The sequence below is a fragment of the Cytobacillus purgationiresistens genome (assembly GCF_030813235.1).
GTDB lineage: Bacteria > Bacillota > Bacilli > Bacillales > Cytobacillaceae > Cytobacillus > Cytobacillus purgationiresistens.
Map to the genome: position 1 here is coordinate 88,407 of NZ_JAUSUB010000005.1, position 25,773 is coordinate 114,179.

Genomic DNA, 25,773 nt, shown 5'->3' on the forward strand with positions numbered 1-25,773 from the left:
GATTTTTAAATATTATGACTATTTTTTCGTAAAAAGTCAATATAGAAATCAATTAATGTGAAGAAATTTGTTTTTCTGCTGCTTGAATGATTCCATTCTGTTTTAATTGTTGAATTTGATTCTTACTATACCCGAGCGTGGATAAGATGTTTACGGTATTCGCGCCTAGTAAAGGTGGACCCTGAGTCATTTCTGTTGGCGATTGACTTAACTCAAATGGTAATCTCGGCAGCTTAAGGTTTTCAATCTTAGCGTGCGGAAGGTCACTCCACATATTTGTGGCCTTGGTTTGTTCATCCTCCACAACTTCCGAGATCTTTTTTACTTTCGAACTTGGAACACCTGACTTTGCAAGTAACTCCACCCATTCTCCGGCTATTTTTGCGTACAGGATATTTTCGATGGCAGTTTTTAATTCACTTTGGTTTTCAACACGTTTTTGATTGCTGCTGTACCGGGGATCATCCAGCCATTCATCCTTACCAAGGACTGAACATAGTCGTTTAAATAAGGAGTTATTCGATATACCAATCATTAAGTGGGTGTCGCTTGCTAGAAATGCGCCATATGGAGCAAAAGCGGTGTGTCCAGCCCCGTTTTTCTTCGGCTCTTTGCCTGTAGCAAGATACGAAAGCATATGATATCCTGTCCAGAATACGCCAGTTTCATATAATGAGGTAGTGACATGCTGACCTTCACCCGTCTTTTCCTTATGAAGCATTGCAGAAAGTATCCCTACTACACCCCACATTGCGCTTCCTTGATCTAAAATAGATACCGGTACGCGAGCGATTTCTGCTCCTTCTGCACCGTTTATCCCTATGATTCCTGCATCAGCTTGGGCAATCGCGTCATATCCAGGTCTATCACTCAGCGGACCTTCCTGCCCATAAGCGGATAAAGAACAATAAATTAATGCCGAGTTCACCTCTTTTAATCTATTAAAACCTAGCCCCATTTTCTCAGCTTTATTTAAGCGAAAGTTTTCAACAAATATATCTGCATTCTTTACAAGATCATAGACGATTTCCTTGCCTTCGTCCTGCTTTAAATCAATGACGATGGATTGTTTATTACGGTTAATATGGAGAAAGTAAACCCCTTCCCCCTCTATAAAAGGTCCCATTCCTCTTGCATCGTCACCAACATCTGGCCTCTCAATTTTAATGATTTCAGCACCTAAATCTGCCAATACCATTGTTAAAGTTGGACCTGATATATTCGTAGTCACATCAATTACCTTCACTCCAGTTAATGGACCTGCCATGATCATTCCTCCTTATCGAAATGCGGAGGCACCTTACTCAGCCCCGACAAGATTAAGGCAAATCGGGATGTAGGTTGAACTTTACCTTCAGTCCGATTTGACTTAAGACCTCGAGGGGCTAGGTGCCGCAGCTGAGCAATTTTGAGAAAAGAGAGCCTTTATCAGGCTCTCTTTTTATAATTAATAAGATCGCGGTAGACCGAGCACATGTTGACCGACAAAACTAACTACGAGGTTATTGGAAATAGGCGCTATTTTAAAGAGACGGGCTTCTCTAAATTTCCGTTCAATATTATATTCTTTTGCAAACCCATAACCGCCGTATGTATCCATGGCGGCATTTGCTGCACGCCATGTCGCTTCCGAAGCTAAATATTTGGAGATATTAGCTTCCTCCCCGCAGTTAACGCCCTCATCGAAAAGTTCAGCCGCCTTATCTCTCATTAGTTTCGCTGCTTGAATATCCATATAAGCTTGGGAAATTGGAAATTGCACACCTTGATTTTGTCCGATCGGCCGATTAAAGACTACTCGCTCATTTGCATATTGGACTGATTTATCAATAAAATACATCCCATCGCCAATCGATTCTGAGGCAATTAAAATTCTTTCAGCATTCATGCCGCTTAATACATATTTAAATCCTTTTCCTTCTTCTCCAATCATATTTCCAACCGGAATTTCAGCATTCTCAAAGAATACTTCAGTCGTCGCATGATTGATCATTGTATCAATCGGGCGTATTTCAATCTTATCTGCTTGGTCTTTCATATCAAGGATGAAAAGGCTGATCCCGTCCGTTTTCTTTTTCACTTGATCCTTTGGTGTTGTTCTTGCAAGAAGCAGCATCAAATCAGAATGCTCCGCTCTTGAAGTCCAGATCTTCTGTCCATTGACGATATATCGATCTCCTCTGCGCTCAGCAAAGGTTTCAATGCTTGTCGTATCGCTCCCTGCTGTTGGTTCTGTAATACCAAAAGCTTGCAATCTTAACTCACCAGATGCAATCGTTGGAAGAAATCTTTGCTTTTGCTCTTCATTGCCATGACGCAAAAGCGCTCCCATTGTATACATTTGGGCATGACACGCACCGGAATTGCCGCCTGAACGGTTCACTTCTTCTAAAATGATACCAGCTTCCTTCATACCTAATCCAGCGCCGCCATACTCTTCAGGAATTAATACTGACAGCCAGCCTTCTTCAGTTAATGCTTGAACGAAGCCGGTTGGATACGCATCCCTTTCATCCAAGTCACGCCAATACTCTTCAGGAAAGCGTTCACATAAGCTTTTAACGCTTTTCCTGATCATTTCATGTTCTGGATTTGCTGTTGTTTGTGCCATCTCTAGGACCTCCTAATGATATGTTTTTATCTCCCTTGCCAAGCCGGCTTTCTTTTTTCATTAAAGGCATATATTCCTTCTAATCTATCTTCAGAATTTGCACATTTATAATAGGCTTCCAATTCTAGCGCGATGCCAGTTGATAGATTTGCATCTGCTCCTTTATCAACGACTTTCTTCAATGCTTTTAAGGATAATGGAGCATTATCTGCAATGCTCTCAGCTAATACCAGCGTCTCTTCTAGCAAAGAATTTGCAGGGAATACATGGTTAACCAAACCATACGACTTGCTCTCCTCAGCAGAAATCCGCTTGCCCGTAAACAATATTTCTTTGGCAATGGCTATGGGCATCACTCTTGTTAACAGCTGAGTTCCGCCTATGCCGGGAATGAGGCCTAATTTCGCTTCAGGTAAACCTAGAAATGCATTTTCTGAAGCTGTACGAAGGTCACAGCTAAGCGCGATTTCTAATCCGCCGCCTAATGCGTAGCCATTGATTGCACAGATAATAGGGTATGGGAATTCTCTTAGCTTTTCGGTAACTTCTTCAAAATAGTCATGCTGTCTTTTCCAGTCCTCTTGTGTCATTCCATTTCTTTCTTTTAGGTCGGCACCTACACAGAAGCTTTTCGTACCTTCGGCAGTTAGCACCAGTACACGGATCTCATTATCATATTTTAATTCTGACAAAGCATTGATTAACTCAACCGCCATTTTAGTATTTAGCGCATTCATCGATTGTGGTCTGCTGAGTGTAAGAACAGCGACAGCTTCGTTTTTTCTTGCTTTTTCCAGTTTAATGGTTTCATAGGTTTTAACAGTCATTCTTAGATCCTCCATTCTTATTTATCAGCTTGGAACCGGATACCGCCGCGTACTTTTTCCTGCCTTTACGACTTGCCCAGGCAAGTCATGACCTAGAATTTCCTTTAATTTCATAGAAGCCTGAATAAGACCATCCAAGTCTATATTTGTTTGGACACCCATTTCATCCAGCATATGTACAACATCCTCTGTACACACGTTCCCTGTTGCTCCTGGGGCAAATGGACAGCCTCCAATGCCTCCAAGGGAAGAGTCGAATATTGTTATTCCTGCTTCTATGGCTGCATTGATATTTGCCATTCCCATTCCCCGGGTATTATGGAAGTGGCATGCAAATTCAAATGACTTCCATTCTGCAGATACTTGCGTCATTAAATCGTAAACCTGCTTGGGGTTTGCCATACCAGTCGTGTCAGCATAGGTAATTCTTTTAATTTCGTATTGCAGCAATTCTTCGGTGATATTCATGATGTGCTGTGGAGCGATTGTCCCTTCAAAAGGACATCCAAATGATGTGGCTAGTGCAATGTGAAGGCTGATATCGTGATCAGTTGCATATTGAGCTAATGTTTTTAAAGTTCCCAGTGATTCCTGGGTAGATTGTCTAACATTTTGCAAATTATGTGTATTACTGGCAGAAAAGACAAAGTTGACTGTACGAACGCCCATTTCTTTTGCTCGTTCCAGTCCTTTTAAATTAGGAATTAATGCGACAAGCTTTTCTTCTTTATTCTCTTGGATTTGCGCAAAGAGCTCGCCAGAATTAGCCATTTGAGGAACCAGTCTTGGATGAACAAATGAGCCAAACTCTATCTCAGGGACATTTGACCTCTTAAGTAAATGATAAATAGTCATCTTTTCCTCTACTGAGAGGATTTTTGATTCCAGTTGAAGACCGTCTCTTAACCCCACTTCATTAATGGTTACGCTGCTTGCAAGCCTCACCCTTATCTCCCCTCCCTACAACTCTATAAATATAGGATACTGTATCCAATATTCAATTTCAACATTATTATGAATTTTCCAATATAATTTATACATTAGTTTTGCAGGATTTCTGAATCCATTGATTTCAATAACCCATCTATTGCAGTTTGGGGAATCTGATCCCAATCTGCTACATTTTCAAACCATTGATCAATCGACTCATCAAATCCTTCGCTTTCATTCGTATTAATATAACGATGATAATAATGGAGCAATAAGTATAACTTACGGTAACTTGCATTTTCTTGAATATCGTAATCAGCTTCAATTAATAGGACAGCTAATGCACAAAGATGATATAGCTTATTCATAAATCTTTTGGCACTAATCTCTTGTGAAGCGTGATGATTTTTTTTGACTTTCTCAATTTCCTCTTTTAATTTCAACATTTCATCCGTACAAAGCTTTGCTGCTTTTTTTACGTGTGATGAAGTTAGTTCTGAAAGAATAGATTCGTATTCTTCCATTAATAATTGCCCTGATTGATTTTTGCGAATGGCTCTCAATACGTCCAAGGCTACGATATTCGTTGTCCCTTCCCAAATGGAACCTAGATGGGCATCACGGACAAGCTTTGGATTCACCCATTCTTCAATATAACCATTGCCGCCTCTAATCTCCATTGCTTCAGCTGCCACATACCTCGATCTTTTACAAATATATCCTTTTAATAAAGGAGTCAGCATTCTTAATAACCCTTTTGCTTGCTGTTGACCTCCATCTGCTTGATCAAAAATATTTGCAGTATAATAAATCATAGACGCAGCCACTTCAGTATCAAGCAGCAATTCAAATAGGTTTTCTTTCATTAAAGGCAAATCAGCCAGCTTCTGTGTAAATGCTTTTCTGCCTCTAGCAGTGTATAAGGCCTCTAAGTAGCTTCTTCTCATAATAGCTGCAGAACGAACAGCGTTGGATAATCGCGATGAATTGACCATCGACATCATTTGTTTAAAGCCATTCTCTATTTCACCAACAAGATAACCTTCTGCACCTTCAAAGCTTACTTCACCAGAAGCCATATCTTTTGTTCCTAATTTATCTTTCAATCGGTTTATATTGTATTTATTTCTTTCGCCATTTGCCAGTTTTTTAGGAACTAAAAACATCGCCAGCCCTTTGGTACCAGAAACCGCTCCAGCTGGTCTTGCCAGTACCAATGCCACATCTGCTGTTACATTGGAACAGAACCATTTATCGCCTGTCAATAACCAATTGTCACCGGACTTTTTTGCCGATAAAGTGTTTTCACCTACGTCTGAGCCACCCTGCTTTTCAGTCATAAACTGTGCAGCAGTCCAATAGGTATCTTTATCTGTACTGATTAATTTAGGCAAATACACATCCTTAAGTTCATCACTTCCATATTCCTTTATAATCTTTGCAGCTGAATCCGTCATGCTCATTGGACAGCATAATCCAAATTCAGCCTGTGCAAATAAGTACCAGAATGAATACTTTAGTACTCTATTGAAAGAACGATTACGGCCCATCACGCCTGGTCGATGACTCATGGCGACAAGTCCAAAATCTATATATCCTATCTCCTCCATGCGCTGGTAAGATGGATGAAACTTGACTTCATCCACCCTATCACCGGATTTATTATATGTAATCAATTCAGGCGGATGTCGATCAGCTTCGCGCGATAAAGCATCAAGTTCGTTACCTGCAACCGAACCTAATCTGCTTAAATCTTTACTAATTGATTCATAATCTTCCTTAGCGTATAGCGACAGCAAAAAATTCATATTAGGATCAGCTTTAAGGTAATTAATCCCAACAGGTTCAGGCATTCCGCCCAGCTTGGCTTCAGGATCTGGAACCATAAAACGGTGATTCATGGACATAACCCCCTGCTAATTGTTTTATTTCCCTAAAAACATAGGATTTCTTTTAGTGAAAAAAGCATCGACTCCTTCTTTAAAATCATTCGTTTGAAAACAAATCCCTTGTGCTTGCGCTTCCATCTCAAGAAACATTTTAAGCTGAACATTCATATGCTCATTCATTAATTTCTTTGTCATGCCAATGGATAAAGGCGATTTGGCTGCTAATCTATCAGCTAGGGCAATAGCATTTTTAATTAAATCCTCCTGTGTCGATAATTGATTGACGATACCAAGCTTATGCGCCTCTTCTGCCGTGACACGATCACCTAAAAACATTAGTTCTTTTGCTTTTTGATGGCCAATAATTAAAGGCAGAAAATGAACAGCTGCAAAATCCGGCACTAAGCCGACATTCACAAAGCTTTGCACAAAGAAAGCTTTATCTGAAACAATCGACAAATCGCATAGCAGCATAAGGCTAAATCCTGCACCTGCTGCAGCTCCGTTAACGGCAGCAATGATTGGCTTTTCTATCTCTAAGATTTTCATAATCAATTGGTGTGACTTTTGCAATCGCTTTCTTCCTTCTATTGCAGATAGACTGCTTAATGCACTTAAATCTCCTCCAGCAGAAAAGGCTTTGCCTTTCCCTGACAGAATAATACATTTAACCTCAGGATCGGCTTCAGCTACTTCCAACGCTTGAAGGAGCTCCATCCGCATCTCCATTCCTAAAGCATTGCGGACATCAGGTCTATTTAAATAAATAATTTTCGTGCTTCCGACTACTTCTATTTCTATATACTGATAGCTCATAGAAAGTCCTCCTCATGTATGAGATTTCCTTTTAGTTTTTCAAATTCAGCTTTCCACTTTTCCTCTGTAGTCAGTGTGATGCTCAATATAATCAAATATTTCCTGACCTACACTATTCTTTCTCCCTAGTTCAATTTCTTCAACGATATGCGCGACTAGGCCTACTGCTCTTGACGCAACAGCAAAGGACTTCACTACTCGGTAATCGATGTCCATATCTGCCATAATGGCTCCAATTGCTCCAACCGCGTTTAATGTGATCGTTTTCCCTTTTTGCTCGCAAAATTGACGATGTATCTCTAAAAGAAGCTTAGAGTTTTTACCATAAAACCCTAATTCTTCGGCAATTTCAAAAAGCTTGGTCGTACGCGGATCCTCAGGCTTATGAATTGGATGACCGAATCCAGGAAGCTGCTGCCCGCTTTCCTTTCTATCTTTAATAATGATTGAAGCGAGTTCTTCCAAAGAATAGGTATCCCCGAATTTCTCAAACGCATGGTGCAGCATTTCAGCGACATATTCCATCGCTCCTAAATAGACGGTACCGGCCCCAAGCAAACCTGCTGCAACTGCTGATTGAACTGATTCAGGTGCACCCAAATAGGTTAATCTTGTAGAAATAGAGCTTGGTGTAAATCCATGTTCACAAATGGCAACAAGCAAGGCGTTTAACATTTTAGATTCATTTTCTGTTGGTTTACGATGCATGGCCCCAAGAAAAGCCATATCTGCTAAAGTAATATTTCCGATCAAATCCTCTGTTAAGTCATAGCCATGAACAAATATTTTATCTGGTTCAGATTTACCAATTTTCGTTTGAAATTCCATGTATAGATCCTCCCACTATTATTTTTTAATAATCGCAAAAGTTCCTAGTGCAGTCCCTACAATTTCTCCCTTATCATTGAAAACTTTAGACTCTACATACTGAATGCGATTTCCTTTATTAATTGTTTTTGCTTCAGCATATAAAGCCCCTTCTTTTACCGGTGCAATAAATTGAGTGGTTAAAGAAACTGTCGCCACCTTCACATCTCGTGATGATCGAATGACTACCCCAATAATGGAATCCAAAATGGAAGCAATTGCTCCACCATGCATGACTTGATTGGAGTTTAAAAGAGATTCTTTTACCGGCATTTTGATAACGGCTTCTCCTGGCTCAAGCCGATCCATTGTAATACCGAGCAATTTCCAAAATGGTGAATCCTCAAATTCATTTGTCAGCCACTGTAAATAATCACTGGTCACTTCCATTCTTTCACCCCCGCAGCCTAGTTTCGTACAGAAACTGGATCCTGACTATTCTCTTTCCATACGATGATTCCATCTAATGCTGCAACTCCCATGCCTTCATCGAATACCCAAAGAGGATTAATATCCATCTCAGAGATCTTCCCGTTAGAGCTGCTAGCAAAATGGGACACCCTTACTAATACATCCACCAATGAGCTGATATCTCTTTTTGAACCACCCCTCACTCCTTCAAGTAAAGGATAACCCTTTAGTTCCTTTAACATTTCTAAGGCTTCACCTTTATCAAGAGGTGCTTTTCGAATGGAAACATCCTTTAATACCTCTATAAATATCCCACCAAGTCCACAGACAATTAAAGAGCCAAATTGCGGATCATCTTTTACGCCAATGAACATTTCCAGTGCGTCATCCAATATCATCTCTTCCGCCAGCACACCTTCTATTCGAGCAGTTGGGTTATACGCATGAACAGATTGTAAAATATCTTCATATGCTTGTTGGAGCTGTTGCGCATTTTGGATATTTACTTTGACACCACCGGCATCCGTTTTATGAAGCACATCCTCCGAAATAACTTTACAAACCACGGGATAATTCAATGCTTCTTTAATTTCAGATAATTGCGATTGATCTTTTATCATTTTACCCTCAGGAACTCTGACGCTTAATTTAGTTAGTTCTTCCTTCACCCTTACTTCCGTCCAAACACCTTGCACATCCTCTAATTGAAGCGCGGTGATTTCTGGTATCAATCGCTCATTAGAAACTCCATTTTTGACAAAGTGTGAATAATTAACCAAATGCTTCAAAGCCAGCATCGTTTTATAAGAGGTAGCATAAACAGGTACCCCAGCTTTTTGCAGAACCTCTCTTCCTTTACCAGTCAGTTCCTGCGTGCCAGTAATGGTAACTAAAATGGGTTTATCCGTTTTTTGGTCAATGTCGATAATTTGCTGACAGATTTTAAAACCTAGCTCTCCTCCGAATGTCGTTTGAAATACAATGGCATCCACTTCGTCATCATCGATCAATATTTCAAGTGTTTCAGTTAAAATATGCTGTTCTTTTAAAGCTTGAGCTGTAACATCTATCGGATTTAGGGCAGAACCGTATGGCGGAATGAGCTTTTTCACCTTTTCTCCCGTATTTGAAGAAAGAGGAACCATATTCAAGCCAAGCTCTTCACTATAATCAGCCATGGCGATTCCTGCTGCACCCGAGTTCGAAATCGTCACAATGCGGTTCCCTTTTGCTCTTTTCCCACGGCTGAAAACCTTCATAGCGTCAATCATGTCGTCTACATCGTTGACCGTAATAAGGCCAAATTGTTTGGCAACCGCTCTAAAGGCTTCATCTGATCCTGTCAGGGATGCCGTATGGGATAAAGCAGCTTGCTGGCCTAATTCAGAACGGCCAGCTTTCAGCAAAATAACAGGTTTGTTCAATTGTTTTGACGATTCTGATATTTTAATCAACAATTCCCCATCAGGTATGCCTTCAAGATACCCTGCGACTACCTTAGTCTCAACATCTTCAAGCATATATTCAATACAATCAAGCGAATGGATATCCATTTGATTTCCGGTATTTACAATATAGGAAAAGCCTATATTCTCTTCCTGTGCCAGACCAAATAACGAAAATCCTATTGCTCCGCTTTGGGAGGCAAAGCCAACATTACCCGCGTTAAAACCGACCTTGGTTTCAAATGATGTAGCGAATCCCATCGGAATACCGTCCTTCACATTTAGCAGCCCTACACAGTTTGGTCCAAGAATATGAATGCCTGCTTGCTGAGCCTTTGCCAAAACCTTTTCCTGTAATGCCATTCCCTCTTCGCCCACCTCAGCAAAGCCGGAACCAAACAATACTAAATGATGCACACCTTTCTCTTTACAATCATCGAGGATTTGCAGCATGCGCTTTGATGATACCGCAATTAACGCGACATCCACTTCACCGGGTATTTCCAAAATCGACGGATAGCATTGGATTCCTTCAATATCGTTGTATTTAGGATTAACAGGGTAGATTTTTCCTTTGTATTGATGACTCAGCAAGTTTTTCATTGGTTTGCCACTAATGGAAGTAAAATCTTTGGAAACACCGACAATAGCAATTGAACTTGGGTTCAATAAACGGTTAATGGCTTCAATTTTTGACATTGTTATACCTCCTGTCCTTTATCTGAATCTATAAATGTGTTAGAAGCCTTCTTTTTATAAAAGAAAAATATAAACGATAAAACAATTCCAGTAACTGGGAAGTACCATAATGGTACAAACATAAATAATCCAAGAATGAATAGGAATATTCTTTCAACAGCCTTTAATTCACCTGCACCAAGTAAATAACCCTCTAAAGCAAAAGCGATTACTGAGATGCCGATGATCGCCAAAATAATACTGATTACAGTATCCATTGGATCGCCGCGTCCGATTAATATCGCTGGGTTATAAATCATGAAAAATGGAATGATGAACTTAACAGAACCGAGCTGTACTGACTGAAAGGCGGTTTTCATTGGACTTGCTCCTGCGATGCTTGCTGTAGCAAATGCTGCTAAAGCTACAGGCGGTGTAATATATGAAACGGTTGCCCAATAAACAACATATAAATGGGCTGCTATGGGATCCACGCCAACTGCCACAAGAGCAGGTGCCATGATGATAGCTAAGAATACATACACTGCAGAAACGGTCATACCCATCCCTAATATAAAACAAGTTAATGCACCGCCAATTAGAATGAGGAAGGTATTATCTCCAGCAGCTGCAACTAATTCTCTGGAAAATGAGAACGATACACCTGTGGCTGATAATGCACCGACAATGAACCCAACCCCAGCAATAATAACGACAATATCTGTCAACACTTTTCCCATCTCAACAAACATATCTAAAAATTGCTGTTTATTCATCCTTGTTTGCTTCTTAATCATGGCAATTATGAGTAGCACCGCACTTGCATAGTATGGAGCCTGACCTTCTGAATTTAACACTGCCAAGAAAAAGATCATTATAAGGATGGCAAAGATATAATACCAGCCCTCTTTTAATGTTTTCCAAAAGGAAGGAATTTCTGATTTCGGCATTCCTTTTAATTTGTTTTTTGCTGCATAGCCATCAATCTGAATATACAAGCCCCAGTAATATAAAAATGCCGGAACTGCGGCAGCTAAAGCTATTTGATAGTACGGCACCCCTATAAAAGAAGCCATAATAAAGGCGGCTGATCCCATAATAGGCGGTGTGATTGTTCCACCTGTCGAGGCGGTTGCTTCAATAGCTGCTGCATAATGAGGCTTATAACCAGTCTTCTTCATCGCTGGTATCGTCATCGCGCCAATGGTCACAGCATTAGACACTGCACTTCCGCTTAACATTCCAAAGAATGCACTTCCTACAACTGCAACCTTAGCTGATCCTCCACGCGTCCTGCCGAATAGCGAAAGTGCTAAATTGAAAAAGAAGTCTCCTCCGCCAGTACGTGTGATGACCACCCCAAAAACTAAAAACCCTAGTAGTAAATTACCGATTGTCGTATATGCGATACCGAACACACTATTAGAACTCATAATATGATTTCTTGCTAGCGTTAGAAAGTCATATGATTGACCTTGCAAAAACCCAATTGGGATATTGGATGCAATTAAGGGGTATAAAGAAATCACTAAACAAATGGCTGATAAAACTAAGCCACCCGTTCTCCTTAACGCTTCTAATAATAGCGCCCATAAAAGAATGCTAAAAATAGTTGGAATGATCGGGGCAGTCCAGTCCCAGCCCTCAGTGATAATTCGCTCGCCATTCAAACCGATATAAAAAGTGATAATCATTGTTATTGCAAAAAACAAAATATCGTACCATTTCACACTCAAATGTGTTTTCTTCGCCGGAAAAATGATGAAGGCAATAGGCAGAAAACAAGATAACAAGAAAATAAGATAAGCATTTTGAATCGGATTAATCCCGAATAATTCTAAATAAAAAAGCATATTTACCGATAGAAAAATTCCAATCGCAGTTGAAATCACAATGACAATCTTCCAAAAGGAATTCAGCCTTCCAGTTTTCATAATTTAATCCTCCCAACATCCCCTGATTCGATTCCGTGGAAAATATCGCATGTCATACCAGCACTTTTATGCCATTATCTATTTAACTAGTTCTGCCTTTCTCTCTAACCAGTATTCTTTGAATTCCTTATCAGATAACTCTTGTTCTGCTGCTTCCTCTACTACTTGATTCCAGGCATTTCTCATTTCACTATATCTTTCAATCAAAGCATCATTTTTCGCTTGTTTTTCTTCATCCCATAATCCTTTTTCCTTCAGGAACTTGATTGTACCGTCGTGGAAAGGAATCCCTTTTGGATCGGTTAAAACCTTATCCTTAGAGTAGAGAACTAAATTAGGCATGGCATCTTTATATTGATCGAATGACTCATCCATCGCTTTGAGTAATCCATAAACGGTGTCCTCATCCAATTTTGCATATCCGCCAATTACATACCCGTGACCCATTATATCCATTTCTTCTTCCATTCCAGCCCCGTTGCTAATGCTATATGAAAATAACCAAGGAGCAGTTTCTTCAACATGATCCCAGCCCTCCGTATCACTTGGGTCCATTTCAAGCCAGCGGATGCCCCCTTTACTATGTGCTTCAACCATGGAAGAAGCGGTTGGGTTAATTCCAGCTACATCAATTTGACCTTGAACAAGTGCCTCTCCTTGGCCGGAATAGGAAGTGATCTTTACTGGTTCGACATCATCCCAAGTTAACCCGGCAAATGCCAGCATGGCTTCATTTTTTATGTTCACAGATGTATTCCCTGCGATAACAGGAATTCTCTTTCCTTTTAAATCATGCAATGTTTTAATATCTGAATTTTTACGAACAGCAAATCCAAACTGGCTGATGGGTGCCCAGTAGGCTCTCACATCCTGCGGTCCCCAATCCTTTGAGGTGAATTCTTCAATTCCTTCAAAAGCTAATTGAATTTCATCCCCTACTTTACCGATTGATGCAATCTCTCTTTGTAGCGGGACCATCCTTCCAACCCCGCTTGCAGATGGGAGCATTCTGATTTGGGAGTCATGGTTTTCTGTCAACGCATTTGCAATAGCTGACATTTCCGCATAGCCACCGGAACCAACATCATAAACACTCCAAGTCATTTGATGTGGCAATCCATTCTCATCTACCTTTGTAGATGTTTCTGAGCTACATCCTGCTGCCAAAATCATGACCATGAGAAACACAAAGAAGTATTTTACCTTTTTCTTTCTCATTTCATTTCCTCCATTACCTTGTTTATTCTGTTTAGCAGCTAGCCTTTGCTTTAAATCATGACGGATATAGAAATCGCTTTCAAAAAATCAATTGAAAAATTAAGCATTATCGATCGATTATTTTTAACTGATAGGCTGAAACTTAGGTAAAGTAAATTCTCCTTCATTAACAAAAACGACTTCTACCTGCTGATCACATTGAATGTTATTTACATCAACATTGATGATATTGCTCATCATCCGGACGCCTTCCTCTAATTCTATTAATGCGACGGCATAAGGAGCGTCATCCTTAAATGCTGGGCCTCCTCCTCTGCGAGCAATCGTAAAGGAGTATACCTTTCCTTTTCCTGAAGACTCCACCCACTCTATTTGCTCTGAGGAGCAATGAGGGCAGATGATTCTAGGGTAAAATATATGCTTTGAACAACCGTTGCATTTTTGTATAAGTAATTTTTCTTCCTTACACCCTTCCCAGAACCTATAGGAGTCTCCATCAGGAACAGGCTGTGGCTTTATAAGCTTTTCCAAATTCAATCCCTCCCTAAAATAACGACTGATGTTGAAGATAACGTACCGCCTGTGCCATTCACTAGACCGATATTTGCCTCTTTTACTTGTCTCTCGCCACATTCACCGCGAAGCTGCCTAACCGCTTCTATTAAAAGAAAAATCCCATACATTCCGGGATGAGCATATGACAGTCCACCACCATTAGTATTCATTGGAAAGTCTCCCCCAGGCGCTGTTCTTTGATTTTTAATAAAATCGCCACCTTCACCAGGTTTACAAAATCCTAGTGATTCCAATGTCAGAAGGACAGTAATCGTAAAAGAATCATAGATTTGCACAAAATCGATTTCTTCATGCGTCACACCTGCCATTTCAAAAGCCGTTTTACCAGATATAGCCGCAGATGTAACGGTTAAATCAGGCATTGCCTGTATCGACCAATGACTATGTGATTCACCTTGGCCAAGCACCCATACAGGCTTCTTGCGGCAGTCCTTCGCTCTTTCTGGAGAAACGATAATGAGAGCACCCGCTCCATCTGTCACTAAGCAGCAGTCTAACAGGTGTAGGGGGTCACAAATCATTGGTGAGTTCAAAACATCTTCAACTGTAAGTGGATCCCTCATCGTCGCATTCGGATTTAATTGCGCCCATTTTCTTGTTGCGACAGCAATTTCTGCAAGATCCTCTGACTTTGTGCCATATTCATGCATGTGACGATTAGCCGCCATTGCATAGGATCCAGCAGGGCTAGGCAAACCAAACGGTGTTTCATACTGTGCAGTTAATACTGGCGGTCTTCCCGCTAATGATCTCGATTTCTCCGAACGCTGGGTACTACCATATAAAATAAGGGCAACTTCACATAAGCCTGCTTTAATTGCAGCAGCGGCATGGCCCACATGCGCTTCAAACGCAGACCCGCCAATTTGGGTTGAATCCGTATATTTAGGGCTGATGCCTAAATATTCAGACATAACAACAGATGGAAAGGACCCAACACCCGGTAGCCCCCAAAGACCTGCTACAAAGATGCCATCCACATCATCCTTTGTCAGACCTGCATCCTCTAGAGCCCTTTTTGCTGCAATCGCTTGAATTTGCAGAACGGATTGACCGTCCTTTACCTTCCCTTTTTCCAGCTCTACATCGCCAACGCCTACGATAGCAGCGGACCTTTTTATAGACATGTTAGCACCTTCCTTTTCTACAATTAATTATGGTATTGTAAATCTTTACTCTCTGCCGTTGGAAGAAGGCTCTGTTGAATATATGCTTCCATCAAGGCAGGATGTGTTAAATGATAAAGTTGGAACATCGATGCTTTATACCAGAAATGAATGCTTTCCTCCCAAGTGAAGCCCATACCGCCATGGAGCTGAATAGAATCTTCGCAAATCTTTTTGTACATATTTGTATTAAAATAGCGACTGGATATTATATTCAACCATGTAGCTTTATCTGTTTTTCCATCAATAGAGTTGATATAGATGCTGTAACTACGTGCTTTTTCTATTTCAACCTTCATTTCCGCTATCATGTGCTTGACAGCTTGAAAAGATCCAACCGCTACACCAAACTGCTTCCTTTCTGTGACATAATTAACTGTCCGAGCGAGAACTTCATCAGCACCGCCAATGATTTCCCCACTGATTGAAGTGAAATAGGTTAATAGGGTAGCATAAAATAAATTTTCCAAACCCTTCTCCGAAAGGATGTCTTCCTGGCCAATCTTCACATTCTGCAATTCAAGCAATCCTTGAGGCTTAGATAGATCAACTGATTTCTGCGATGTAATTTTCACGCCATTGACACTCGTATTTACAATGGCAACAGATAATTGATCCTCGTTATTTGTAAATGGAATGAAGACAACATCAGAATTTTGCAAAAACTGAAGTTGGCTATAACTGCCTGTTAATGTCACCTTACCTTCTTCATTTGAATTGATCAGCTCAGGCCAGTTGAATTTCACAGTTCCTCCCTGATCAGTCAACGAAGGAAGAATGGCTGTGGCTAGCTTTTCTCCAGCAATAATATCTAATAGTAATTCATTTTGTTTCTCTGATAATGTCAATTGGCTTAATAAAGGAACAATCATTCCAGCTGTAAGTGAAAACGGACCAGGAAAAAGTGCCCCGCCAATCGATTCAGATAAATACATTAAATCAAGAGAATTCACTTCCTCGAGTGTTTGAAATTCACCTTGAGCGAGTATGGCAAGCCATCCGTTATCAGCTAGCTTCTTCCATTTATCTTTTGAAAAGCCATCCTTAGTCTCTGCAATTTCAACAAAGGTTTCAAACGGCATTTCTTTCTTTAATAAAGAATTAAGCGCTTTTTTTAACATGACCTGCTGTTCAGAATAACGATATTCCATTCTACCTGCCCCCTTTAGAACTTGGTAAGCCTAAAGATTTTGCGATAATATTCTTTTGGACTTGTGTAGTACCTGCATAAATCGTTTCAGCACGCGAGAGCAGGAACTTTTCCATCCATACCTCATGCTTCCCCTTCACTAAAGACTCTTCTCCAAGTAATTCCAGGCTCGTATTCAACAGATCCTGGTGTCCCTCACTCCATGTTAGTTTTGCGATCGCCGGCAGTACACCAGTATCATCTCCTTGCGAAATAAGAGCAATATTGCGCAAGCAAACACTTTTAAGTATTTCACATGATAGATAGGATTGAACCAGCTGGGTTTGCAATTTGCTGCCTTTGACATAGGCTTTACCTAAATCTATTTGTTCTGTAAAAAGGGAAAGAAGCTGTTGGAATTCCTGCTGCATTTTCAGCGACCTTTGTGCAAAATGAATCCCTCTTTCATTGGACAAGGCAAAGTTAGCCATTTCCCAACCATTATTCAACTCACCAACCACATCTGCTTTTGGAACAATTGCATCATCCATAAATACTTCTGCAAGCTCTGTTTCACCAGCAATATTCTTAATCGGCCTTACAGTTACTCCTTTTTGTTCCATATCTAAAATCATTAAGCTTATTCCTTTGTATCTTGAATCTGCCGTTCTAACGAGCACATAACATTTATTTGAATAAGGAGCATATGAAGTCCATACTTTCTGTCCATTCAGCAGAAAATAATCTCCTTTATCCTCAGCCTTTGTTTGCAGTCCCGCCAAGTCAGATCCTGCGTTTGGTTCCGAAAATCCTTGACACCATATATCTTCATGTTTCAGCATCCTAGGCAAATAATGCTTCTTCTGTTCCTCAGTCCCATATTTTATTAAGGTTAAGGCAAAAATACCAATTCCATTCGAGTTCAGCACTTCTGGGGCATTTATGCTGACTAGTTCTTCTATATAAACTAGCTGTTGCTCAATGCTCAAGCCTAACCCGCCGTATTCCTCTGGCCAGGATGGTGCAACCCATCCTCCTTCTGCAAGCATTTCCCCCCATTGCTTCCGCCTTTGCACCCATTCTTCACCAGTAACTTCTCGATTCCACTCTTGTGGGAAATGTTCCTCAAGCCATGATCGAAATGAACCTCTAAACTCTTCTGCTTCTTGTGAATATGTAAAGTTCATTATTATCCCTCCATTTCCTTAGATGGTAATCTTGCTTCGAAAACACCAGAGACCTTCACTTCTCCTGTTTCATTTACAGCTTTTACTTCACCGATAATTAGATTATTTTCTTCTTTCTTAAGAACTTTCCCGATTACATGGATTTGCTCCCCAGGATACGTCATCTTTTGAAAGCGAACACGGATGGACTCGATATTTTTTCTTTCAATCCATGACGTGACACCTTGGGAAGCCATGCCCATAATCAGCATGCCATGTGCAATAATCCCAGAGCCTGCCTCCTCCCCGACTTCTTCAACTGTATGCAATGGGTTAAAATCACCTGACGCTCCTGCGTATTTTACGAGCTGAACGCGTGAAATCGGGTCCTTAGTTAAGGCAGGAAACGGTGAATCCACATCCGCATCTTCGTAATATTTCAGCAATCCTCTTCACTCCCTTTAAAGGTTAATGACGTTCAATCGTTACATTTGTAGAGATCGCAACGATTTCACCTGTTTGATTTTGATATTCAAATTCTAATGTAATCAAATTCATAGCACCTGTAGAGCCTTCTTTAATTTTCACATCCGCCACTTTTCCAGTTACTGTTAGGATGTCTCTAGCATAGATGGGCTTTAAAAATTTATATCCTTGTTCTCCATGAAGGATTTTCACAGGGTTCAGATGAAGAATCTCACATTTCTCCATAAAGCTATAACCGCCCCACATGTCAATCACCTGTAGAAAGGTTAATGGAATGGGAATGCCATCATAACCTTCCTGTCTTGCCACAGCTTCATCAAAATAGATCGGATTCAAATCTCCGATGGCTTCAGCAAATTCCTTGATTTTCACCTGATCCACTGAATAAGTATATGGAGCAAGCTCTAACCCTATTAAATCTATAACAGTTGACATCTCTCCCGCACCTCACTTTTAATAACTAGGAATCTATTGTTTTATCACATGAACCTGCCGCCCGTTACTTCCAAAACATTCCCTGTCATATAATCAGCATAATCAGAGCTTAGAAATATTACAGCTTTTGCAATATCCAGCGGCTCACCGACTCTTTGCATCGGAATTTCTGCAATTTTAATTTCTCTTACTTTTTCAGGAACTGCTCTTGTCATATCTGTATCAATGAATCCCGGTTGAACAGCATTCACGTTGACTTGGAATTTAGCAAGCTCTTTTGCTGCCGCTTTCGTCATGCCAACAATACCAGCCTTTGCACCGGCATAATTGACTTGGCCCATATTCCCAACCTTACCGGCAATCGAGGATATATTAACGATTTTTCCTTTTTCCTGCTTTCTCATATAGGCTCCAGCTGCCTGCATACAAAGAAAAGTGCCTTTCATATGAACTGCCAGCACCTGATCAAATTGTTCTTCAGTCATTTTATGTAGCATAGCATCCCGTGTAATACCTGCATTGTTAACGAGGATATCTAAATCTCCAAAAGTATCAATTGCTGATTGAACAAGTTGGTTAGCGCTTACCTTATTTGCTACATCCACCTTTTGAGCGAGTCCCTTTCTGCCTAACTTCTCCACTTCTTTAACAACTGTCACAGCAGCTTCCACATTTAGATCTCCAACAACAACATCTGCTCCATGTTGAGCAAATAACAAAGCAATTTCTCTGCCAATACCTTGACCAGCCCCAGTAACGACTGCAATTTTTCCTTCAAGATTCATTTCTTTCTCCCCTTTTTTTAAAGCCTTTTTGTTTTATGGTAAGGGCTTTCATTTTATAAATAAATTTTATATAATAAAAAATTTTTTGTCAATAAAAATTAGAAAATTTAGATTTGTTTAACAGTTAATAAAAAAACTTCCTGATCTTATGTCATTTTCTGAGATAAGATTAGGAAGTCGGCGTATTCTTTTAAAAGATAAGAAAGAATAAAATTTATAAATTAGCAAAATGTCTAGCTCCAGCGCCTACCCCTCTTTGGTATAAGTCCATCCTCCCAGAAAGGTAAAGAACACCTTTCCGCGAGGCTCGTCTTATGCTATGGCTGAGGGTGAGCAAGGCGACCCGCGCTTTTCTATGTAAACGGCACTCTTCCGCCTAGTTTATAACTTATTTCGTCTGCTACTTTTTTTATTCTTTCTCCCATTCTTACTGCTTCTTCACCCTTCAACTGCGTCGTCATTCCTACAAGCGCGATCGACATTTCCACTGTTTCCCTATTATTAAAAATCGGGGCAGCAACCCCTGCAATTCCTTCAATATATTCCCCAAATGCAATGGCATATCCTTTTTCACGCACTTCTTTAAGCTCTTCCTTTAAATTGCTTATCTCTTCCTCTGATAAAGGTCTGAGTCCATCATTCATTCGAATCAGTTCATCTGACTCATCTTCATCCATAAAAGCGAGTAGGCTTTTACCATAGGCGCCATCCACAACAGAAAAATGTCGTCCAACAGAAACATTGATTCCGAATTGCTCAGCCTCCACCTTAGAGATAATGGTTGATTTCTTCTGACCTATCCGGTTAACTAGAAAGCTTGTAAGCCCTGTTTCCTCGGTAATTTCCTCCATATACGGCTCTATGACAGATAAATCAAGGATATTTTCCTTCGCCCTTTCGCCCAGAACAACTAAATAGGGACCAAGACTATACCTTTTTGAGCTTTGATCATAGCGTATTACAGATAACTCCTCCAACTTTTGTAATACTCGGTAGCAAGTTGTCGGCGTTAGAGACAACGCTTTTGCAATTTCTGTTAAATTACTTTTACTAAACTTTTTTCTACTTAATAAAGTTAATATTTTAAATGCACTATCTACTGCAGGCACATTGTATTTTCTTTTTTCTTTTTTTTCCTCTTTCTTTTTCTCCACAAACCATCCTCCTGATTCTCTAGTTATCAATAGGTAATTAATAACAGTATATTGCTTCTATTTTACAATATTTAGATAAATAATTATAGAAAATAATAAATATATTTTAAATATAAAAAGTTTTTTTGTCAAAGAAAAATATAAGATCAATCTTGGATATCAATGATTATTTAAACCGCTTTTCCTGTTCAATATGATAAAATCTTATTAAAATATAGATAATTCATTGTATTAAGGCAGGTGGAACGAATGGATATCAAACAATTAGAAGTGTTTAATACCATATATTCATATAAAAATTTTTCTAAGGCAGCTGAAGTATTATCGATCTCACAGCCTACTGTTAGCGCACAAATAAAGTCATTAGAAGAAAGTCTCGGTTTACAGCTATTTAATCGAAAAAATAAAGCACTCGGCAATTTAACGGATGCCGGTAAGATTCTCTACCCATTTTCAAGCCAAATATTATCACTGGTAAAGGATGCTGAGACTTCATTATCACAATATAAAAAGGGTTATTCTGGAACCTTGTCACTGGTTACTTCCGACTCTTTTTGCTACTGGATTTTACCACAGATTTTAGAGAATTTTAACCAGCAGTTCCCTTCAATCGAAATTACATTACACACAGAGTTTACTCCGAAGATGATAGATATGGTCAACAATCGCGAAGTACATTATGCCGTAGCAAGAACAGGTACTCCCCATTTTAATGAAGAACAATTGCAAAGTGAGGCAATTGGGCACGACCCGGTTGTCCTTGTTGCCTCAACGCAGAACCAACTGAGCCAAATGCAGAAAGTTTCAATTGAAGACCTGATCAACGAAACCTTCATTGTCTATGGAAAGAGATCTAATTATTGGACACAAATTGAACATGCATTTCAACCATTCGGCCTTGCTATGAAAACAGGTATGGAGTTAAATGACATCAACGCAACCAAAAAAATGATAGAAATCAACTTAGGCATTTCCTTTCTACCTGAGATCTCCGTGCAGGATGAAATAAAAAATAATAAGCTAAAGATAATCGAAATAGAGGATTTCCCTATGCTTTTTAGATACTCTCATTTAATCTATCATAAAGATTTAATTATTACTGGCGGTGTTGAGAAATTCATTCAATTCATAAGAGAGACGCGACCTTACACACTCTAACCGTTACATAAAAAAATGGCTACATCCCCAGATATACGGGATGTAGCCATTTTTTCAAATCATTATTTTTTTCCTACTATAAATGCATCCACAGCTGTAACGCCTCCGCCTTCCTTATGAACAATTAAAGGGTTTATATCCAGTTCCTCTAAACTATCTGTATGTGTCTTACAAAAGTGAGAAATCTTTACGAGAGCATCCGCTAGCGCGGGTATATCGTACTTCACCTGCGAACGTGCCCCTTCAAGAATAGGGTAGCTTTTGATGGATTGAATCATTCTCATTGCTTCTTTTTCTGTTAGAGGGGCAGGCATAAATGTCACATCTTTTAATACCTCTATAAATACTCCCCCAAGTCCAAACATGATAGAAGGACCAAAGAGCTCATCCTGTACCGCACCAATAATAACCTCAATCCCTCTATCAGCCATCTCCTCCACAAGTACACCATCTAATCGTTTCTCGGGAAAATACTTATTGCTATTTTCTATTATTTCACAGTAAGCGTTCTCAGCCTCTTCCAAGGAAGCAATATTCAGTTTCACTAATCCATACTCACTTTTATGGGCAATCTCAGAAGACAATGCCTTTATTACTAAAGGGAACTTTAACGAAATTGACTTGATATCTTCCAAGCTTTTTACTATCGTATTAGCAGGAACAGTTACACCATAGCTTTGCAAAAGCTGTTTACTTTCCCATTCATTCTGCTTTCCTCTAATAGGATGATAGTCAAACTGTTTTTGCAAGGATGAGCTTGTTCCTTTTGAACTCTGTTCCTGTGAGCGATAATAACCTAGAACATTTGCCAGGGCATTCGCAGCCCTTGTAGGTGTCGGTAACCAGCAAATATTGCGCTCATCGATAACTTTATCTTTTGTTTGCTGTTCTATCCCTGACCAGCATAATATAAATATTTTATTTGCTTCCTGTGCGATTTGAGATAGCTTGGAGATGATAGGTTTAAATGGTTCATCGGTCATTTGTAAATATAAAATAATTGACTGTACTTGGTCGTCATTTAGTAAAATATTCAAAGAGTCAATGATTTGATCAGGGTTTTGATTCACTTGTGCAGTAATATCAACAGGATTCTTGATTGATGCAAATGCTGGAAGGGAATCCTTTAATGCAGACTTCGTGTCTTCTCTAAGCTCTGCTAATTCAATTCCCCTTACCTCAAATTGATCAGCCATGAGAATACCTGCACCGCCTGATTGTGTTACAATCACTGTTCCTCCTGGATTAATGGGTTTACTCGTTTTATTAAAAACCGCTAATGTATCTATCAATTCCTCTTCATCACCTACCCTTACAACATTGTTTTGTTGTAAATAAGAATGATAGATATTTGCATTCCCAGCCATAGACGCAGTATGAGAGCTGGCTGCATCTGCACCTTTGGCAGAGTTTCCAACTTTTATTAATACAAGCGGTGTGTCTGTCTGATGACACGCTTTAATCGCTGTATCCATTTTCTCAAAATCCCTTGCACCTTCTAAATAACCGCCAATTACTTTTATATCCCCTTGTTCAGCAAAGTATTGAACATAATCAAAGAAATCAACACACGCCTCATTTCCACTTGATACAAAATATTGAAACCCAAGCCCGTTCTCTTTAGCCATCGTATAAGTGAGCGTCCCAAGTGCACCACTTTGGGTAATAAACGCAACCGGATCATATTGCCCATATTTCAAGCTTGAAAAAGAGACAATCGCTCTTTCTTTAAAATTAAATAGCCCCAATGAGTTTGGACCGCAAATTGGTATGCCAGATTCCCGTGAAAATTCAGTTAGCTCCTGTTCCATTTTTGCCCCTTCTTCACCAATCTCTGTGAAGCCTGAGCTGAAGGTTACTACACTCTTCACTTTCTTTTTATAAAGCTCATCAAGAATGCCCTTTACTTTAGACGCACTTACTGAGATTAAAGCAAGATCAATGGATGAAGGGAGACTATCGATATCCTTATAGCATGTGTAACCTTCAATTTCATCATATTTCGGATTAACCAAATACACTTCTCCTTCATATCCAACATCCTTTAAATTAGCGATTGGTTTAAAGCTGATTTTAGCTTTATCACCTGAAGCGCCAATAATTGCGAGTGATTTTGGAGAAAGCATTGGTGAAAGTAAATGTTGCTGGCTCATCTTATTCCTCCTTCTTTCATTTATTCATACTCATTGATAATAAAGTTTTCATATTCGTCTAATACATATTGCTAGGTAAATAGAGTGCTAGATCTGGGAAAATATAAAGAATAACGATTAATAATAGTATTGGTACAAGGAAAAGTGTTGCACCTTTAAAAATCTGTTCCAAAGATAATTCTGGTGCCGCCCCTTTTAATACAAAGCAATTCATTCCAACAGGCGGAGTAATCATTGCCATTTCCATCACAAGAACGATAATAACGCCAAACCAGATTAGATCTAATCCTATCAATTGGATTAGCGGCAGTATAATCGGCAAAGTGACAACAACCATTGCTAAAGCATCCATAACCATTCCAAGTAGGATATACATAAGGATAATAATCACAAACAGGGCAAACGGAGGTAATGAAAGCCCATTTAACACATCTGCTAATACCAACGGAAGTCTTGTAATAGTTAAGAAGTAGTTTAAAATAAACGCCATAATAATGATGGCAAACAAAAATCCAGTTGTTCTTAATGTTGCCGATAAAGCTTGTAATAAGGATGCTAATGTTAGTTTTCTTCTTATTAAAGCAATGATAAAGGTGCAAAATGCACCTATGCCGGCAGCCTCAGTAGGGTTAAACCAGCCTACATACATGCCTCCAATGACAATCCCAAATAACATTAATATCCATATTGTGGATTTTAATGATACGAATCTCTCTTTCCAAGTTACCTTCATTTTTATTGTAGGTGCTAGATCTGGTTTGATTAGCACAGCGATATAGACGGTGAGCATATAAAGGGCCATCAGCATAATCCCTGGAATGATTCCTGCCACAAGTAATTGACCGATAGATTGTTCAGTCATCATCCCATATAAAATAAAAAGTGTACTTGGAGGTATTAAAACCCCTAAAGTCCCGCCAGCCACGATTGTTCCACCTGTAAGCGCTTTGTTATATCCGGCATTTAACATTTCCTTTGAAGCAATCACACCCATTGTAGCTGTATTGGCAAGACTGGAACCTGACGCTGCCGCAAACACGGCAGACGAGCCAATTGTAGCCATACCAAGGCCCCCTTTTAACCTGCTTAACCATATTCGGAAGGTATTAAATAATTCCGTGCTGATTCCGCATATATATAACAGCTCCCCCATTAAGACAAACATTGGTATCGTACTTAAGGTGTAGCTGAAACTATGATCCCAGGTGATTGTTTCCACAGCAGTTGCCAATGTATTCCATCCCTTAAGATATACAATTCCTATTATTGCAGGTACAACCATTGAGATGGCAATAGGTACCTTTAAGAACATAAGAATAAACATTAGGATGATTCCTAAAAGACCAATCATTTCAACAGACATTTTATACCCTCCCTCAACTAAATCTCTTTAGATTTCGATTGAAACAATAGTATGCAGGATCGAATCACTTTTAATAGTGCTTCCAATCCCCACATGAATAAACCAAGTACAATGATATAGTCAAAAGGATAGAAGGGAATATCCAATAAATTAGTAGATAAGCGCATATGATTCTGATGATCCAATGCCACCCCAAGGTAAATAAATGCAAAGGTTAATGTGACAAGGAAGGTAAGCAATGCACCTACAATGTCTAGAACTGTTTGAGCTTTCACAGGGAGTTTATCTGCGATAATTTCTATAGTGATATGCCCATTTACTTGTTGTGTATATGCTAATCCACACATGATCATTACAACCATGCCTAACTGCACAATTTCAATATCACCGATGATCGGAGAGAAAAACAATCTGCTGAACACTGCAATCGCAATAAAAAGCATCATTAAAGTCATTGTTGTCAAAGCAATGTATTTAGTGATAGTGGTTAACGTCTGAATCACTTTTTCTAAGGATTTCATTGCCCTTCACCTCAGGTATAGTATCTGTAAAACTGCTGCCCTATTTATGAGCAGC

General features: G+C 39.6%; 23 protein-coding genes and 1 other annotated feature (1 of these 24 cut by a window edge). Of the genes, 1 reads left to right on the top strand and 22 read right to left on the bottom strand.

The window, feature by feature from the left end; translation table 11 throughout:
• Position 1, bottom strand: a binding site (T-box leader) (it extends 211 nt beyond the left edge of the window).
• A 51-nt stretch (positions 2-52) separates the two neighbouring features.
• The 19 genes from J2S17_RS07425 to J2S17_RS07515 form a co-directional block, all read right to left on the bottom strand.
• Entirely contained in the window at positions 53-1,267 is a 1,215-nt protein-coding gene (locus J2S17_RS07425) for a CaiB/BaiF CoA transferase family protein (protein WP_307473407.1), read from the bottom strand.
• A 180-nt stretch (positions 1,268-1,447) separates the two neighbouring features.
• On the bottom strand, positions 1,448-2,611 hold the full coding sequence (locus J2S17_RS07430) for an acyl-CoA dehydrogenase family protein (protein WP_307473409.1): 1,164 nt from the start codon (positions 2,609-2,611) through the stop codon (positions 1,448-1,450).
• A 26-nt stretch (positions 2,612-2,637) separates the two neighbouring features.
• Positions 2,638-3,438 carry an enoyl-CoA hydratase/isomerase family protein gene (locus J2S17_RS07435; RefSeq protein WP_307473411.1) on the bottom strand — a complete coding sequence of 267 codons (801 nt, stop codon included), beginning with the start codon at positions 3,436-3,438 and terminating at the stop codon, positions 2,638-2,640.
• A gap of 24 nt (positions 3,439-3,462) precedes the next feature.
• Positions 3,463-4,383 (bottom strand): hydroxymethylglutaryl-CoA lyase, encoded by a 921-nt coding sequence (locus J2S17_RS07440; protein WP_307473413.1) that lies wholly within the window; start codon positions 4,381-4,383, stop codon positions 3,463-3,465.
• Between the two features lie 95 nt (positions 4,384-4,478).
• Positions 4,479-6,269 carry an acyl-CoA dehydrogenase family protein gene (locus tag J2S17_RS07445; protein WP_307473415.1) on the bottom strand — a complete coding sequence of 597 codons (1,791 nt, stop codon included), beginning with the start codon at positions 6,267-6,269 and terminating at the stop codon, positions 4,479-4,481.
• A 24-nt stretch (positions 6,270-6,293) separates the two neighbouring features.
• Positions 6,294-7,073, bottom strand: coding sequence for an enoyl-CoA hydratase/isomerase family protein (locus tag J2S17_RS07450; protein ID WP_307473417.1), 780 nt, complete (start codon positions 7,071-7,073; stop codon positions 6,294-6,296).
• 45 nt (positions 7,074-7,118) lie between these two features.
• Complete coding sequence (locus J2S17_RS07455) at positions 7,119-7,901, bottom strand: citryl-CoA lyase (protein WP_307473419.1); 783 nt, start codon at positions 7,899-7,901, stop codon at positions 7,119-7,121.
• Between the two features lie 18 nt (positions 7,902-7,919).
• Positions 7,920-8,330 carry a PaaI family thioesterase gene (locus tag J2S17_RS07460; protein ID WP_307473421.1) on the bottom strand — a complete coding sequence of 137 codons (411 nt, stop codon included), beginning with the start codon at positions 8,328-8,330 and terminating at the stop codon, positions 7,920-7,922.
• A gap of 17 nt (positions 8,331-8,347) precedes the next feature.
• Entirely contained in the window at positions 8,348-10,495 is a 2,148-nt protein-coding gene (locus J2S17_RS07465; protein ID WP_307473423.1) for an acetate--CoA ligase family protein, read from the bottom strand.
• A gap of 2 nt (positions 10,496-10,497) precedes the next feature.
• Positions 10,498-12,408 (bottom strand): TRAP transporter permease, encoded by a 1,911-nt coding sequence (locus tag J2S17_RS07470; protein ID WP_307473425.1) that lies wholly within the window; start codon positions 12,406-12,408, stop codon positions 10,498-10,500.
• 78 nt (positions 12,409-12,486) lie between these two features.
• Complete coding sequence (locus tag J2S17_RS07475) at positions 12,487-13,626, bottom strand: TAXI family TRAP transporter solute-binding subunit (protein WP_307473426.1); 1,140 nt, start codon at positions 13,624-13,626, stop codon at positions 12,487-12,489.
• A 123-nt stretch (positions 13,627-13,749) separates the two neighbouring features.
• On the bottom strand, positions 13,750-14,157 hold the full coding sequence (locus J2S17_RS07480; RefSeq protein ID WP_307473428.1) for a Zn-ribbon domain-containing OB-fold protein: 408 nt from the start codon (positions 14,155-14,157) through the stop codon (positions 13,750-13,752).
• A 2-nt stretch (positions 14,158-14,159) separates the two neighbouring features.
• Positions 14,160-15,329, bottom strand: a complete 1,170-nt coding sequence (locus tag J2S17_RS07485; protein ID WP_307473431.1) for an acetyl-CoA acetyltransferase — start codon at positions 15,327-15,329, stop codon at positions 14,160-14,162.
• Positions 15,330-15,352: 23 nt separating this feature from the next.
• Positions 15,353-16,519: an acyl-CoA dehydrogenase family protein gene (locus J2S17_RS07490; protein WP_307473433.1), complete on the bottom strand. Its 1,167-nt coding sequence runs from the start codon at positions 16,517-16,519 to the stop codon at positions 15,353-15,355.
• A gap of 1 nt (position 16,520) precedes the next feature.
• Positions 16,521-17,684 carry an acyl-CoA dehydrogenase family protein gene (locus J2S17_RS07495; protein WP_307473435.1) on the bottom strand — a complete coding sequence of 388 codons (1,164 nt, stop codon included), beginning with the start codon at positions 17,682-17,684 and terminating at the stop codon, positions 16,521-16,523.
• Positions 17,685-17,686: 2 nt separating this feature from the next.
• Positions 17,687-18,109: a MaoC/PaaZ C-terminal domain-containing protein gene (locus J2S17_RS07500; protein WP_307473438.1), complete on the bottom strand. Its 423-nt coding sequence runs from the start codon at positions 18,107-18,109 to the stop codon at positions 17,687-17,689.
• 22 nt (positions 18,110-18,131) lie between these two features.
• Positions 18,132-18,584, bottom strand: a complete 453-nt coding sequence (locus J2S17_RS07505; protein WP_307473440.1) for a MaoC family dehydratase N-terminal domain-containing protein — start codon at positions 18,582-18,584, stop codon at positions 18,132-18,134.
• A 44-nt stretch (positions 18,585-18,628) separates the two neighbouring features.
• Complete coding sequence (gene fabG, locus J2S17_RS07510) at positions 18,629-19,369, bottom strand: 3-oxoacyl-ACP reductase FabG (protein WP_307473443.1); 741 nt, start codon at positions 19,367-19,369, stop codon at positions 18,629-18,631.
• A gap of 353 nt (positions 19,370-19,722) precedes the next feature.
• Positions 19,723-20,523 (bottom strand): IclR family transcriptional regulator, encoded by an 801-nt coding sequence (locus J2S17_RS07515; RefSeq protein ID WP_307473445.1) that lies wholly within the window; start codon positions 20,521-20,523, stop codon positions 19,723-19,725.
• A 249-nt stretch (positions 20,524-20,772) separates the two neighbouring features.
• Between J2S17_RS07515 and J2S17_RS07520 the strand changes: the two genes are divergently transcribed.
• The gene (locus J2S17_RS07520; protein ID WP_307473447.1) at positions 20,773-21,681 is read left to right on the top strand and encodes a LysR family transcriptional regulator; all 909 of its coding nucleotides are present in this window, start codon (positions 20,773-20,775) and stop codon (positions 21,679-21,681) included.
• Between the two features lie 62 nt (positions 21,682-21,743).
• On the opposite strand, the gene J2S17_RS07525 is transcribed toward J2S17_RS07520, so the two are convergent.
• Genes J2S17_RS07525 through J2S17_RS07535 form a run of 3 tightly spaced genes read right to left on the bottom strand, consistent with a single transcriptional unit; the run spans position 21,744 to position 25,718 of the window.
• Positions 21,744-23,834 (bottom strand): acetate--CoA ligase family protein, encoded by a 2,091-nt coding sequence (locus J2S17_RS07525; protein WP_307473449.1) that lies wholly within the window; start codon positions 23,832-23,834, stop codon positions 21,744-21,746.
• A 58-nt stretch (positions 23,835-23,892) separates the two neighbouring features.
• Positions 23,893-25,197, bottom strand: coding sequence for a TRAP transporter large permease (locus J2S17_RS07530; RefSeq protein ID WP_307473451.1), 1,305 nt, complete (start codon positions 25,195-25,197; stop codon positions 23,893-23,895).
• 17 nt (positions 25,198-25,214) lie between these two features.
• Entirely contained in the window at positions 25,215-25,718 is a 504-nt protein-coding gene (locus tag J2S17_RS07535) for a TRAP transporter small permease (protein ID WP_307473453.1), read from the bottom strand.
• Between the last annotated feature and the right edge of the window lie 55 nt (positions 25,719-25,773).

Coding starts and splice junctions, on each gene's coding strand:
- J2S17_RS07425 (WP_307473407.1), bottom strand. CDS start 1,267: ATGGCAGGTCCATTAACTGGAGTGAAGGTAATTGATGTGACTACGAAT.
- J2S17_RS07430 (WP_307473409.1), bottom strand. CDS start 2,611: ATGGCACAAACAACAGCAAATCCAGAACATGAAATGATCAGGAAAAGC.
- J2S17_RS07435 (WP_307473411.1), bottom strand. CDS start 3,438: ATGACTGTTAAAACCTATGAAACCATTAAACTGGAAAAAGCAAGAAAA.
- J2S17_RS07445 (WP_307473415.1), bottom strand. CDS start 6,269: ATGAATCACCGTTTTATGGTTCCAGATCCTGAAGCCAAGCTGGGCGGA.
- J2S17_RS07450 (WP_307473417.1), bottom strand. CDS start 7,073: ATGAGCTATCAGTATATAGAAATAGAAGTAGTCGGAAGCACGAAAATT.
- J2S17_RS07455 (WP_307473419.1), bottom strand. CDS start 7,901: ATGGAATTTCAAACGAAAATTGGTAAATCTGAACCAGATAAAATATTT.
- J2S17_RS07460 (WP_307473421.1), bottom strand. CDS start 8,330: ATGGAAGTGACCAGTGATTATTTACAGTGGCTGACAAATGAATTTGAG.
- J2S17_RS07465 (WP_307473423.1), bottom strand. CDS start 10,495: ATGTCAAAAATTGAAGCCATTAACCGTTTATTGAACCCAAGTTCAATT.
- J2S17_RS07470 (WP_307473425.1), bottom strand. CDS start 12,408: ATGAAAACTGGAAGGCTGAATTCCTTTTGGAAGATTGTCATTGTGATT.
- J2S17_RS07475 (WP_307473426.1), bottom strand. CDS start 13,626: ATGAGAAAGAAAAAGGTAAAATACTTCTTTGTGTTTCTCATGGTCATG.
- J2S17_RS07485 (WP_307473431.1), bottom strand. CDS start 15,329: ATGTCTATAAAAAGGTCCGCTGCTATCGTAGGCGTTGGCGATGTAGAG.
- J2S17_RS07490 (WP_307473433.1), bottom strand. CDS start 16,519: ATGGAATATCGTTATTCTGAACAGCAGGTCATGTTAAAAAAAGCGCTT.
- J2S17_RS07495 (WP_307473435.1), bottom strand. CDS start 17,684: ATGAACTTTACATATTCACAAGAAGCAGAAGAGTTTAGAGGTTCATTT.
- J2S17_RS07505 (WP_307473440.1), bottom strand. CDS start 18,584: ATGTCAACTGTTATAGATTTAATAGGGTTAGAGCTTGCTCCATATACT.
- fabG (WP_307473443.1), bottom strand. CDS start 19,369: ATGAATCTTGAAGGAAAAATTGCAGTCGTTACTGGGGCTGGTCAAGGT.
- J2S17_RS07520 (WP_307473447.1), top strand. CDS start 20,773: ATGGATATCAAACAATTAGAAGTGTTTAATACCATATATTCATATAAA.
- J2S17_RS07525 (WP_307473449.1), bottom strand. CDS start 23,834: ATGAGCCAGCAACATTTACTTTCACCAATGCTTTCTCCAAAATCACTC.
- J2S17_RS07530 (WP_307473451.1), bottom strand. CDS start 25,197: ATGTCTGTTGAAATGATTGGTCTTTTAGGAATCATCCTAATGTTTATT.
- J2S17_RS07535 (WP_307473453.1), bottom strand. CDS start 25,718: ATGAAATCCTTAGAAAAAGTGATTCAGACGTTAACCACTATCACTAAA.